This window comes from Erwinia persicina NBRC 102418 (assembly GCF_001571305.1).
GTDB classification, from domain to species: domain Bacteria; phylum Pseudomonadota; class Gammaproteobacteria; order Enterobacterales; family Enterobacteriaceae; genus Erwinia; species Erwinia persicina.
In genome coordinates, this window is sequence record NZ_BCTN01000001.1 from 176991 (window position 1) to 190883 (window position 13893).

Annotated in this window: 11 protein-coding genes; all 11 read right to left on the reverse strand. The window is 61.3% G+C overall.

What is annotated here, in order from left to right:
• Positions 1-3: 3 nt before the first annotated feature.
• Entirely contained in the window at positions 4-930 is a 927-nt protein-coding gene (locus EPE01S_RS00850) for a 2-hydroxyacid dehydrogenase (RefSeq protein WP_062742681.1), read from the reverse strand.
• Positions 930-1778, reverse strand: coding sequence for a GNAT family N-acetyltransferase (locus tag EPE01S_RS00855; protein WP_062742682.1), 849 nt, complete (start codon positions 1776-1778; stop codon positions 930-932). The genes EPE01S_RS00850 and EPE01S_RS00855 overlap by 1 nt, the downstream gene beginning before the upstream one ends.
• 9 nt (positions 1779-1787) lie before the next feature.
• A complete protein-coding gene (locus tag EPE01S_RS00860; protein WP_062742683.1) occupies positions 1788-3119 on the reverse strand; it encodes an NAD(P)/FAD-dependent oxidoreductase in 1332 nt (443 codons plus the stop codon).
• A 96-nt stretch (positions 3120-3215) separates the two neighbouring features.
• Entirely contained in the window at positions 3216-4880 is a 1665-nt protein-coding gene (locus EPE01S_RS00865) for an ABC transporter ATP-binding protein (RefSeq protein WP_062742684.1), read from the reverse strand.
• Positions 4877-5731, reverse strand: a complete 855-nt coding sequence (locus tag EPE01S_RS00870; protein WP_062742685.1) for an ABC transporter permease — start codon at positions 5729-5731, stop codon at positions 4877-4879. The genes EPE01S_RS00865 and EPE01S_RS00870 overlap by 4 nt, the downstream gene beginning before the upstream one ends.
• Positions 5731-6684, reverse strand: a complete 954-nt coding sequence (locus EPE01S_RS00875) for an ABC transporter permease (protein ID WP_062742686.1) — start codon at positions 6682-6684, stop codon at positions 5731-5733. Before EPE01S_RS00875 ends, EPE01S_RS00870 begins: the two co-directional genes overlap by 1 nt.
• A gap of 29 nt (positions 6685-6713) precedes the next feature.
• Entirely contained in the window at positions 6714-8318 is a 1605-nt protein-coding gene (locus EPE01S_RS00880; RefSeq protein WP_062743081.1) for an ABC transporter substrate-binding protein, read from the reverse strand.
• Positions 8319-8457: 139 nt separating this feature from the next.
• On the reverse strand, positions 8458-9735 hold the full coding sequence (locus EPE01S_RS00885) for an NAD(P)/FAD-dependent oxidoreductase (RefSeq protein WP_062742687.1): 1278 nt from the start codon (positions 9733-9735) through the stop codon (positions 8458-8460).
• 18 nt (positions 9736-9753) lie between these two features.
• Entirely contained in the window at positions 9754-10422 is a 669-nt protein-coding gene (locus EPE01S_RS00890; protein WP_062742688.1) for a haloacid dehalogenase type II, read from the reverse strand.
• Between the two features lie 42 nt (positions 10423-10464).
• Positions 10465-11934, reverse strand: a complete 1470-nt coding sequence (locus EPE01S_RS00895) for an aldehyde dehydrogenase family protein (protein WP_062742689.1) — start codon at positions 11932-11934, stop codon at positions 10465-10467.
• A 467-nt stretch (positions 11935-12401) separates the two neighbouring features.
• Positions 12402-13859, reverse strand: a complete 1458-nt coding sequence (locus EPE01S_RS00900; protein ID WP_062742690.1) for an NAD-dependent succinate-semialdehyde dehydrogenase — start codon at positions 13857-13859, stop codon at positions 12402-12404.
• Positions 13860-13893: the final 34 nt, after the last annotated feature.

The following is a 13893-nucleotide window of genomic DNA, read 5'->3' on the forward strand; positions in this document are numbered from 1 at the left end:
ATATCAGTATCCTTTTTCACGATCGACCACGCCGATCATCGGTTCACCACGCTCAAAGCGACGAATATTGTCCAGCAGCGCTTCCACCGCACTCTCGGGCTGCGTCTGGCTGGCGATATGAGGCGTCAGCCAGACGGCCGGATGCTGCCAGAAGGCATGACCGGGCGGCAGCGGTTCCGGTGCCGTGACATCCACCACCGCTGCCCGCAGCTGCTGGCTGTCGAGGGCGCGGATTAAATCGTCATGATCCAGCTGCGCGCCGCGCCCGACCTGCACCAGCGCCGCCCCACGGGGTAACTGGCTGAACAGATCCGCATTGAGCATCCCTTCGGTGCTGGCGGTGAGCGGCAGCAGGCAGATCAGAATGTCGGTGCGGGCAAGGAACTCGCCCAGGCGGTCACTGCCCGCATAGCACTGTACGCCCGGCAGGTCGCGCGGCGACCGGCTCCAGCCTGCGCAGTCAAAGCCCAAGGCCACCAGCGGCTGTAGCACTGCTTCGCCCAGCGTGCCCAGCCCCATCACGCCTATGCGGCGGCTGGCAGCGGTGTGTACGTTGTGCGCCTGCCAGAGGCCCTCCCGCTGCTGTTGCAGATAGCGCGGCATATCACGGTGCAGGCCCAGCACGGCAAAGGTGACATATTCCACCATCCCGCGGGTCAGGCCCGGTTCGATCATCCGCACCACCGGCAGCGTCGGTGGCAGGCTGGCATAGTCAAACTGATCGGCCCCTGCTCCCACCGAAAACAGTACTTTCAGGTTGGGAAACTTTTGCATAATGTCATCTGGCGGTATCCACGCCACCAGGTACCCGACCTCTTCCGGATTGCCGGTGTCCGGCCACAGATGAAAGCGGGTAGCGGGTGCCCGTTCCGCCACCAGCGCGGCCCATTTTTTCCCACGTTCGGGCTCAGACTTATAGACAATGTTCATCAGGCCAGCGCCTGGCTCATCAGGGCAAATGCCTGCATCCCGCCGGTTTCAGGCTGCCACGGCTCGCCTTTGTACATGGTGACCGGGGTATCCACTTCCACCAGACCCAGCCCGGTGAGCCACGGCCCCATCCCCGCCGAGCGATCGGTGTCGATGCGCACAAACTGACCGCTGACCCCGCTTAACAGCTGGCTGACCAGCAGCTTCGCATTCCCCGGGCTGCGTGCGATGACCGGGCCAATCGCATAGCCGTGACCGAAGCGGCGCAGGCAGGCAAAGCCGGCGGCCGTTCCGTTCTCTTCCAGCACCAGAAAACGCTCTGCGCTGTCGAGCAGGTTGGCAATCAGCAGCGGGCGGTGCTGCCCCAGCGCCTGACGATCCAGCGCGGTCAGCAGCGCGGCATCCTGCACGCTGGCGCTGCGCAGCTGTTGCTGTGGCCCACAGGCAATGGCGGAGACCGCCGCCAGCTCCCGGCACTGATGCTGTTCAACGTGGCCGGTGGCGACAAAGCCCAGCTTTTCATACAGCGGTTTACCCGCCTCCGTCGCGTGCAGCCGCACGTGGCTCCCCTCCAGCTTCGCCAGCGTCTGCTGCATCAGATCTCTGCCAATGCCGCGCCCCTGCTGGTCCCCGCTGACAATCACCAGCCCGAGCGTGGCGTAATCACGCCCCCAGCGCCAGCGCAGCGCGGTGCCAATCACCTCGCCCTTCTCCACGGCCACCAGGCCTTCACCCAGCCGCAGCGCCTGCTGCCAGTCGGCACGGCGGTGCGGCCATTTCACCTGCTGCGTCAGGGCAAAGGCGGCATCCAGATGGGTTTCGTTCATCGCAACAAATTCAATCGTCATTTCGGCTCCTTACATCATTCCCGGCGCATCAAGGCCGGAACCGTCGATCAGCCGTTCGTAGCGGAACGGCGTCGGATCAACAATCGGGGTATCTTTCGTGGCAAGATCAGCGGCCAGCCGCCCGGCTCCGGGGCCAATGCCAAAACCGTGGGCGCTGTAACCGGCGGACAGCACCAGGCCGGGCAGTTTGCCGACCGGGGAGATCACCGGCACGGCATCGGCGGTGCTGTCGATCATTCCGCCCCAGGCCTGCTCCAGACGCACCTTCTCCATCGACGGGAACTCTTTACGCATGGCACTCAGCCCCTCCTCCACCATCGCCATATCCGGCGACGGGTCGAGAATGCGCACTTTTTCAAACGGTGAGATGCCGTCCATACGCCAGTGGGCGTATGCTTCCGGCCCGGTGATAAACGGACCAATGCCGAGGTTGATCTTCAGGTTTTTACGCCGCGCCTTAAAAGTCGGCCAGAACTGACGGGCATAGCGCAGGCCCTGCAGGCCAGGTTCCAGGCGGCCCCGTCCGGAGACAGACACGGTGTAACTGCCGTCCAGCTGCGGGCGGCAGGCGAAGCCCGGCGTATACAGCGGCAGGGCAATTTTTTGTTCGATGGGCGCGGTGCGGAACGCCGTGCCAATGACGTTGCCGAGAGGCAGATCGATACCGTGACGGCGGCAGAACATGGAGGTCCAGGTGCCGCCTGCGCAGATCACACTGCTGGTTTTGATTAGCCCCCGTTCGGTGAGCACGCCGCTGACGCGGCCGGCGGAAATATCCAGCCCGCGCACCGCGCACTGCTGAAACACCATCGCACCCAGCCGCTGGGCGGCAATCGCCAGGCCCGGCGCCGCCAGTGAAGGCTCGGCGTGTCCGTCAGTCGGCGAGGATACGCCCCCCAGCCATGCGCTGGTGCTGCCCGGCGTCATCGCCCTGGCCCGCTCCGCCGTGAGGATCTCACTGTGGAAGTCATAGCCTCTGGCCATCTTATTCCAGGCTTCCCAGGCGTTGATGTCGTCCTGGTTCTGGGTGGCGTACACCAGGCCGCTGCGGCGGAAGCCCAGCTCTTCCCCGGTTTCCGCCCCCAGTTCCCCCCAGCGTTGCAGCGCGTATTTGATTAACGGCAGCTCGCGCTCGTCGCGATTCTGCTGACGGCACCAGCCCCAGTTGCGGCTTGACTGTTCGCCGCTGACCAGGCCCTTTTCAATCAGCACCACGCTGACGCCTTTTTTCGCCAGTTCATAGGCAGCAGCGGCCCCGGCAATGCCGGCGCCAATGACCACCACATCGGCCGAAGGCGGAAAATGCGGGCTGTCCTGTACATATCGAATGGGTGCGGGCATGTTGTTCCTTACCTGAAAATAGTGTGACGGGCAGACCGGAAAAAAGCGTCCGCCCCTTCATCAATCAGCGACTGCGGCACTGCCGGTCGCCCCGTCTTACAAGGCGATATCGCTCTCTTCGTGTTCATCCAGCCAGCCCTGACGCAGCTCCGGCACGGCGCGTTTCAGCCGCTCATAGTACAGCTCGGTGGAAGGCTTGTCGTAGTCGGCGCGCGCGACCTGGGTGACCATCCGGCCATTTTTCACCACAATAATCTCGTCACACACCGAACGCACCGCATGCAGGTCATGGCTGATAAACAGCACCGACAGGCCCAGCTCGCGGCGCAGTTCGGTGATCAGATCCAGCACGGCCGCCGCCACCACGGTATCCAGCGCCGAAGTCACCTCATCACACAGGATCAGGTCCGGCTCGGCCGCCAGCGCACGGGCCAGATTGACGCGCTGCTTCTGCCCCCCGGACAGCGACCAGGGCTTACGCCACAGCACGCTGCGCGGCAGGCGCACCAGATCGAGCAGTTGCAGCATGCGCCGCTCCAGTGGCTGACCGCGCAGACCGTGAAACAGCTTCAGCGGACGCTTAAGAATGGTTTCAATACTGTGCGCCGGGTTCAGGGCGGTATCCGCCATCTGGAACACATACTGGATGCGGCGCAGTTCGTTTTCCGGGCGTTGATGCATATCCCCGGCAATGTAGTGACCGTTAAACAGAAGATGGCCGCTGCACGGTTTGTTCATCCCGGCGATGGCGTGGGCCAGCGTGGTTTTACCCGAGCCGGACTCCCCGATAATACCAATGGCCTGGCCGCGATACAGGCTGAAGTTAATCTCCTGCAGGATCTTAATTTTCGGCTGGCCGTCACTGTCCAGCGGGCCGTAACCGGCCGACAGGTCGCGCACCTGCAGCAGCGGCTGCACGCTGTCATCCGGAGCCTGCCACGGACTCGGTCGCGGTTTCTGCCTGGCCGCTTCCAGCAGCAGATGGCTGTACTCCGCTTTCGGTGCGCGCAGCAGCTGTTCGGTGGTGCCGTATTCCGCAATGGCCCCCTTCAGCAGCACGAGGATTTTATCCGCCATCTGCGCCACTACCGCCAGGTCATGGCTGACGTAGATGGCGGTGGTGCCGCGCTGGCGTACCACGCGGCGAAAGGCTTTCAGCACTTCGACCTGGGTGGTGACATCCAGGGCAGTGGTCGGTTCATCGAGGATCACCACCTCCGGGTCGCTGATCAGCGCCATGGCGGTCATCAGACGCTGGAGCTGGCCGCCGGACACCTGGTGCGGATAGCGGTCACCGATGGTTTCCGGGTTGGGCAGCGCCAGCTCGCGGAACAGCTCAATGGCCTTGGTTTCCGCATCGGCGCGGTTCATCACGCCGTGGATCACCACCGGCTCCACCACCTGGTCCATGATCTTCATCGCCGGGTTGAAAGAGGCCGCGGCACTCTGGGCGATATAGGCCACTTTATTGCCGCGGAACTGACACAGCTGTGACGGCGTCAGCGAGGTGACGTCCGTTCCGGCAAGGTGGACGGTGCCCCCGGCAATCTGACAGCCGTGGCGGGCATAGCCCATCAGCGCCAGGGCAATGGTGGTTTTGCCGGAACCGGACTCGCCAATCAGGGCCAGCACTTCCCCCTTCTGCACGGTGAAGTGAATGTCGGAGACCAGCGCAATTTCGCGCCCGTCATCGGCCTGCGCAGTGACCCGCAGGCCATCGACGGAGACCACCGGCGTAGACGCATGTGGCGTAATATTCATGCAACCCCCTTAGCAACCACGGTTAAGGAACGCATCGACTGCAGGCTGTCAATAAACAGGTTGGCCCCGATGGTCAGACTGGCAATCGCCAGCGCCGGCATCAGCACCGCCGGGGAGCCATCAAATAATCCCTGTAAGTTTTCGCGCACCAGGGTGCCCCAGTCGGCATAAGGCGGCTGCACGCCCAGCCCGAGGAAGCTCAGACCACTGAGCAGCAGCACGATATAGACAAAGCGCAGACCGAAGTCGGTCAGCATCGGGTGCAGCATATTCGGCAGAATATCGTGGATCGCCACGTACAGACGGCTCTCTCCGCGCAGGCGGGAGGCCTGGACATAATCCATCGAACGCAGGCTGGAGGCCATGGCATAGGCAATGCGGTACGCCCCCGGCCAGTAGGTAAACACGGCGGTAATAATCAGCATCGGCAGCGACGAGCCAAACACCGCGACGATCATCAGCGCAAGGATTTTGCCCGGCAGCACCAGCATGGCGTCGTTGATGCGCCCCAGCACCTCTTCCAGCCAGCGCCCGGCGACGGCCGCCAGCAGCGCCAGCAGCGTACCGACCAGGCTGGCCAGCACGGCTGCAGTGAGCGCCAGACCGATGGAGTAGCGTGCGCCGAACAGGATACGGCTGAAAATATCGCGCCCGAGGTAGTCGGTGCCGAACCAGAATTCGCGGCTGAAGTCACCAAACAGCGGACCGCCGCCGATATCCTCCAGGTTGTGCGGCGCGAGGGCAGTGCCAAACACCGCCATAAAGATCCAGAACAGGGTGATCAGCAGGCCGATACGGCCGCTGATGGTGAGCGATTGAAAGAAGCGCCACGGCAGCGTCAACAGATTCATCAGCCCCTCCACTTAGGATTGAATGCGATAGTCAGAATGTCAGCGGCCAGCAGCAGCACCAGATAGCAGACGGCGAAGAACATGACGCACAGCTGCACCACCGGCAGGTCGCGGTTGCTGACCGCATCCACCATCTGGCTGGCCAGCCCCGGGTAACTGAAGATACTTTCGATAATGATCACGCCGCCAAACAGGTACGAGAGGCTGAGTGAGATGGCATTGGCAATCGGCCCCACGGCATTCGGCAACGCGTGGCGCAGCATGGCACGCAGCGGCGAGACGCCTTTTAACAGGGTCATTTCCAGATACGGGCTGTCCATCTGATTGACGATGGCTGCCCGGGTCATCCTTGCCATCTGCGCCACCACCACGCAGCACAGCGTCATCACCGGCAGGGCAAAGGTGCGCAGAAAGCCGAGGAAGTCCTGATGGGTGGAGCCCAGCGACATCGCCGGCACCCACTGCAGTTTGACCGCGAAGATAATCACTGCCACGGTGGCAACGAGAAACTCCGGTACCGCCACCACGGCCATGGTGCTGACCACCAGCGCACGATCGAGCAAGGATCCGCGCTTCATGGCCGCGGTAATGCCAATAAACAGCGCCAGCGGCACCGACACCAGGGTGGTAGTGACGGCGAGCTGGAAGGTGGCCGGTATACGCTGTGCCACCAGCTGAGTCACCGGAAGATTACTGGCGAACGAGGTGCCAAAGTCGCCCTGAAACATGCCGGCCAGCCAGCTGAAGTAACGCATCACCAGCGGCTGATCGAGGCCGAGCTGCTGGCGCAGTGCCGCGACCGTTTCCGGCGTCGCGGACTGGCCGAGGATCATCTGTGCGGCGTCCCCCGGCAGCATACTGGTGATAAAGAACACCAGCGCCGAGACAATCAGCAGCGTCAGTATGCCCGACCCGATGCGCCGGAATATCAGTGTCAAAAGGTACCTGTTCATCGCCATTCTCCTGGTGAAAGTTTAAAAATTTACGACGTCAGCCAGGCATACTCGTGGAAGCGATAGCCCATCATCATGCCTGATGGCATCGCTTCTACCCCTTTCACTTTGTTACTGCAGCCATCCATCGTACTGATAAAGGCCGGGATCAGCGTGCCGCAGTTGTCGTACACCAGCTTCTGCATGTCGCCATACATCTGCTTGCGTTTTGCCTGGTCGCTTTCACCCCGGGCGGCGGTGACCAGCTGGTCAAACTGGGCATTTTTCCAGCCCGATTCGTTCCAGGATGCGGTGGAGTAATAGAACTGGGAGAACAGCATATCCAGCGTCGGACGCGGGTTGACCGAACCGTAACCGATGGGATCTTTCATCCAGTGGGCCGACCAGTAACCGTCATACGGCACGCGGCGTACCGCCACGTTAAGACCGGCAGAGCGGGCAATCTGCTGTAGCAGCTGGCCGCCCTCAACGGCCCCTTCGATGTTCGGCGTGGTGATCACTTCTATTTTCGCGCCGACCATATTGGCCTTCTTCAGGTGAAACTTCGCCTTATCGAGATCCAGCGGACGCTGCGGCAGATCCTTGTTAAACATCGGATGCCACGGCGGCACCGGCGTGTCGTTACCGATATCCCCGAAGCCCTGCAGCACGGTCTTGACGATCATCTCGCGCGGCTGCAGATATTTCATTGCCAGCACGAAGTCCGGGTGGTTACCCGGCGCACGGTCAGTACGGATAATCAGGTCGCTGTACATGCCTGATTTGCTCTCCATGATGGTAAATTTGCCGTTCTGCCGCAGGCGTTTAACGTCATTGGCGGAGAGCGTGGACACCATATGCAGGTCGCCGGACATCAGGGCGTTGACGCGTGCCGCAGGATCCGTCACCCCCATCAGCTCCACTTCATCAAGGTGAGGCAGGCCCGGTTTGTAGTAATTTTTGTTTTTGCTGCCGACGGTGCGTACGCCCGGCTGGAATGAGGTCAGCACAAACGGCCCGGTGCCAATCGCTTTACTGAAGTCTTTGGTGCCGTCCTGCACGATCAGGAAAGAGCTGGTGGCCAGAATCGACGGCAGGTCGACGTTAGGCTGATCTAACGTGATCTGCACTTCCCCCGGGCTCACCGCCTTGATCTCTTTCATCTGGCTGGCGAGGGTGATGACCGTTGAGGCCACCGCCGGGTCTTTGTGGCGGCTGAGGGAGTAGACCACGTCGGCGGCAGTCAGTGCTTTACCGTCGTGGAAGGTGACGCCGGGACGCAGCTTCACCTGCCAGACCAGACCGTCGCTGCTGGTCATCGATTCTGCCAGCGCGGGCTGCGCCTTCAGGTCTTTATCCAGCTCCATCAGGCCGCTGTAGAACATAAACTGACGGCAGTAGTCGCCGCTGTTGCTGCCTTTCGCCGGGTCGAGGGTATCACTGGCCGAGGCGTTGGCGACCGCAGCACGCAGTTTGCCCCCCTTGACCGGCGTTTCCGCAGCGAAGCTGAACTCCGGGAAACCAATCAGGCCGGTGCTCATTACCGCGCCGGCGGACAGCAGCTTCATCATGCCGCGTCGGGAAATGGCAACATCCGTTATCGCCTGGGTCAAATTCGGGTTAACACGGCTAAATTCTTTGCGAAATTTACTCATTTGCATACCCTCGATGTTGAAATCAGCGATCCCCTGAATCATTGGGGCCGCCGCAGAACGGCAACGTAGCGGATCCCCGCGAGCCGTTGCCAGCCCGTGGTGAAAGCCAGCGTGTCGGTGGCCCGAAGAATGGCGGGGATCAGGAAAATTTATCTTTGGCTTTGTAGTAAAGCCCCGCTACCGGCAGGAACCAGGGCTTACCGAAGTAGCCGGGAACCGCTGGCCAGCTGTTGCGCTGCCACGGGTTGTCGTTACTTTTTTCTGCTATCAGATCGGCCATCACCCGGCCCATCCACACGGACATCTGGGTGCCGTGCCCGCTGTAGCCCAGCGAGTAAAACACCCCGTCCTGTTCACCGGCATGGGGCAGTCGGTCAGCGGTCATATCCACCAGTCCCCCCCAGCAGTAATCGATGGCAACGTTACCCAGCGCCGGGAACATGGCCTGCATCCCCGCCTTCAGTACTTCGCCACTTTTCGCATCCGACGTCGGGTTGCTGATGGCAAAGCGGGCGCGGCCGCCAAACACCAGACGACGGTCGGCAGTGGTGCGCAGATAGTTGCCCAGGTTCAGCGAGGTGACATAGGTGCGGTCACCCGGCAGTAAACGGTTGAGCAGACCGGCTTCCAGGGGTTCCGTCACCACCACAAAGCTGCCCACCGGGATAATGCGCCGCTGGAACCACTCAAACGGGCCGCTATTCGAGCAGCCGGTGGCCATCAGCACTTTTTCGGCGACGATATCGCCCTTCGCGGTGCTGACCCGGTGGCGGTAGCCGTTAAGCCGCGTCAGACCGGTGACTGCCCGGTGCGGATAGATGGCCGCACCGGCACGGGCTGCGGCTTCCGCCAGGCCGACGCCAAACTTACCCATGTGCATCTGACCGCCGTGATGCTGTAACAGCGCACCGTGGAACTGCGGCGAGTCAATCTCACGTTTCACTTCATCCGCGCTGAGGATTTCCACGTCCGGGTCAACGTGGCGTTTCATCATCTCGCATGCCGCCACCAGCGACGGCAGATGTGACGCCTTGCTGGCCAGTTTCAGCTTGCCGCAGCGGCGGAAATCACAGTCGATCTGCTCGCTGGCGACCACGCCCTGCACGTAGTCCACCGCATCGGCAAAGGCCCGGTAGTAGCGGGTAGCCTGTTCGACGCCCTGGGACTCCACCATCGCGGCGAAGTTCTGTGCCACCCCGGTATTACAGTGACCGCCGTTGCGCCCGGAGGCCTGGCTCATGACCTCACCCGCTTCCAGCACCACCACGTTGACGCCGCTGCGGGCAAGACTGAGTGCGGCAGAGATGCCGGTAAAGCCGCCGCCAATCACCACCACATCTGCGGTGGCTGGCAGGTCTCCGGGGGTTGCCCCGGTGAATACCGGGGCCGTTGCCTGCCAGAATGATTCCAGTTTCATGCCCTGCTCCTCTGCGGCTTACAGCCCGACAACGCCCGGAAGACCACCGATACCGCTGATCTCGGTATACTCATAGGCCGGGTTGCCCGGACCGTGACCGCGGTTAACGTAGACCTTGTTTTTGATGCCCAGGTCATAGGCGGTCATCAGGTCGTATCGCAGGCTGCTGGAGACGTGCAGGATCTCCTCCGGGCCGCAGTTCAGCTTGTTGAGCATGTACTCGAAGCCCTTCATCTGCGGCTTGTAGGCCCCTACCTCTTCCGCCGTAATGGTCATATGGATCGGTGCGCCCAGGCGCGGAACATGGTTTTTGATCAGCTCATCGGTCGAGTTAGTCAGCAGCACCAGGGGAAATTCTCTGGCCACCACCGCCAGGCCGGCAGGCACATCAGGGTGCGGGCCCCAGGTGGCGCAGGCGGTCATCACCGCCGCGCAGTCGGCCTCCGTACACTCCACGCCCCATTTGTTACAGGTGCGGTACAGCGCACTGGCCACCACCTGCGGATAAAGCTTGAATGCCCCCAGCACTTCGTCCAGGCGATAGCTTGAAAAGTCATTGGTGAACGCCAGCATCTGCGCCGGACTGACGCGGTCAGCGAAGATGGCGGCAGCAGCACCGGCCATGTCGAAGTTGATCAGCGTGCCGTAACAGTCGAAGGTGATGTATTTCGGTTTAAACACAGCCATTGCGCTACCTCTACAGAGTTCGGTTTAAGGATGAAACGGGGTTCAGAAGTCGATCAGCACGCTTTTGTAGCGCTGGCAGGCCTCGAAAGCCTGACGACCCAGATCTTTGCCGATGCCGGAGCCGTGGAAGCCCCCGGTGGGGATAATAAAGTCGCCGGAGCGCCCGTAACGGTTGATCCACACCGTCCCGGCCGCAATGCCGCGCATCGCGCGCAGGGCGCGGTCGATATTTTTGGTATGCACCCCGGCGCACAGGCCGTAGGTCGGGTGGGAAGCCAGCGCCAGCCCTTCAGCCTCATCGTCAAAAATCTGTACGGTGAGCACCGGGCCGAAGATCTCTTCCTGCACTGCCGGATTGTCATGGCCGCTCACCGCCAGCAGTGTCGGCTGCCAGAAGTAGCCCTCCCCGGTATCCGCAAAGCGCTCGCCGCCGACCAGCACTTCTGCCCCCTGCTGACGGGCGCTGGAGACCACCGAGGCCACTTTTTCCGCCTGCCGGCGGTCAATCATCGGCGCATAGCGGCTGGCTTCGTCCCAGGTCACGCCAGCACGGAACCCCTGGCACAGTTCAATCAGTTTGCTCATCAGCGCGTCGTGAATGCCACGCTGAACAATCAGACGGGTGCCGGCGACGCAGGCCTGGCCGCCGTTGGCGGTGAAGCCGCGCAGGATCCGCCCGGCGACGTCATCAATATCACCGCAGTCATCAAACACCAGCTGCGGGCTTTTACCGCCCAGTTCCAGCGTCACCGGCTTCATGCCGTTGAAGGCGGCGTCGCTCATAATGCGTGCCCCGGTGGCGGTGGACCCGGTGAAAGAGACTTTGCGCACCAGCGGATGTGCCACCAGCGCACTGCCGGTGACCGCCCCGCTCCCCTGGATAATATTCAGTACCCCGGCGGGCAGGCCGGCCTGAATTGCCAGCTCGGCCATCCGCACGGTAGAAAACGGCGTCAGCTCCGAAGGTTTCAGCACCACGGCATTACCGGCTGCCAGCGCCGGGCCACATTTCCACGACGCCATCGACAGCGGGAAATTCCACGGCGTGATAGCCCCGATCACGCCATATGGCTCCGGCACCAGCATTCCCAGGCTGGCATCGCGGGTCGGTAATACATCGCCACTGTATTTGTCAGCGCACTCGGCATAGAAGCGGATGGCTTCAGCGGTAAAGGGGATCTCGTGGTTGACCACGTCGTAAATCGGTCGGGTTGAGCCGAGTGACTCCAGCTGCGCCAGTAAGGGGTCGGCGGCAATCAGGTCGGCCCAGCGATGCAGTACCGCGCCACGCTGGCGGGGCGGGCACGATGCCCAGCCGCTGTCGCGCACCGCCAGATCGGCACGGGTCACGGCGTCATCCACCAGCGCGGCATCCGCTTCAAACAGGTCGGCGGCACGCTGGCCGTCGGACGGACGGTTAACGGTTAATACCGTTCCATTGCCGGTCAGATGCTGACCATTAATGAAATGTCCTGCCGGTAACACTATTTTATCGGGATCGAAACTGAGCATGTACGGACCCTTAATGTTGACCAGAACTTTTTGGTCTGAGTTATTTCATTTGTATTAAGCAATGCAGAAAGTATGCCACCCGTGCAAAAAAATAATAATGCGTAAAAGCGGGTGCAAAAAAATATTCTGCCGTAATGGCGAGTGTTTTATGACAGATAAACCGACTGAGTAAATAGATGATTTTCATCACAAAATAAACGCACCACAGCGGTGAATCCGGTACTAAACTTGCACCAAATAAGCGCGGTGACGGTATTCACTTTGCGTTAAGTGTCGGTATTACGGATAAAAAAAGGCCCGCACCTTTTCAGGTCGCGGGCCTTTTTTAACGATTAACGGTCATTCTTACTCAAAATAATTCGCATGGCGGTAAGGGAAAGGATCCCCGGACACGCAGATAACTCAACTCAGTGACCGGGTGAATAAATGCAGGCAGTGCGCCTGCGGCCGGAACGAAAACGGACAGGTTAAAGACTGCCGAAATGGAAGGCTTTTGATTCCAGATACTCTTCGATGCCGTAGCGCGAACCTTCCCGCCCGACGCCGGATAATTTAATCCCACCGAAAGGCGCCACTTCCAGCGAAACCGACCCGGTATTAAAGCCAACCATGCCAAACTCCAGCGCCTCGCCCACCCGCCACGCACGACGGATATTTTCGGTGAAGAAATACGCCCCCAGGCCAAACGGGGTGTCATTGGCCATGGCGATGGCTTCCTCTTCGGTATCGAAGATAAACAGCGGTGCCACCGGCCCGAATGTCTCTTCGTGGGCAATGCGCATCGCGCGGGTGACGCCGCCCAGTACCGTTGGCGCAACAAAGGTGCCGTTGCCGCTGCTGATACCGCCCGCCAGCAGCTCCGCGCCGTGACTGAGCGCGTCTTCTATATGACTATTCACCTTAGTCACCGCCGCCTGGTTGATCAGCGGCCCGATGGTGCTGCCCTCCGTAAAGCCGTCGCCAACCTTCAGCTTTGCCACTTCCGCCAGCAGGCGTTCGGCAAAGCGCGGGTAGATGTTGCGCTGCACCAGGATGCGGTTGGCGCAGACGCAGGTCTGCCCGGCGTTGCGGAACTTACTCATCATCACTCCGCTGATGGCAATCTCCAGGTCGGCATCATCAAAGACAATCAGCGGCGCATTCCCGCCCAGCTCCAGGCTGAGGCGCTTAATGCTGTCGGCGCTCTGCTGCATCAGCAGCTGGCCAATACGCGTTGAGCCGGTAAAGGAGATTTTGCGCACCGTGCGGCTGGCGGTCAGGGTTTCCCCGATGGCCTTCGGCAACCCGGTCACCACCTGCAATACGCCCGCCGGGATGCCCGCCCGCCGGGCCAGCTCCACCAGCGCCAGCGCCGACAGCGGCGTCAGCTCTGAGGGTTTAACAATGATCGGACAGCCCGCCGCCAGCGCCGGGGCGACTTTGCGGGTGATCATCGCAATCGGGAAGTTCCACGGGGTAATCGCCGCCGCCACGCCCACCGGCTGTTTCAGCACCAGGATGCGGCGGTCGTCGCTGGGGGCCGGAATGGTATCGCCGTAGATGCGCCGGGCTTCTTCCGCAAACCATTTGACGAATCCTGCACCGTACAGCACCTCCCCACGGGCTTCCGCCAGCGGTTTGCCCTGCTCGGCGGTCATGATAATCGCCAGATCCTCCGCGTTGTCCTGGATCAGCTGATGCCATTTTTCCAGCAGCAGTGCGCGCTGCGCATTCGGTGTTTTCGCCCAGCTTTGGCGGGCAGCATCGGCAAAGGCAATCGCCTGTTCTGTTTCTGCCGCACCGAGCGAGGGAATGGTGCACAGCACCTCGCCGGTAGAGGGGTTAATCACCGGCAGGGTTTCACCGTTAAAAGCCTCCTGCCACTGCCCGTTAAAATAGGCCTGCTGGCGCAGCAGAGTGGCATCCTGTAAACGTTTTGCGAGCATAGCGTCTCCTTAATCGATTCATTTCACTGTAGCG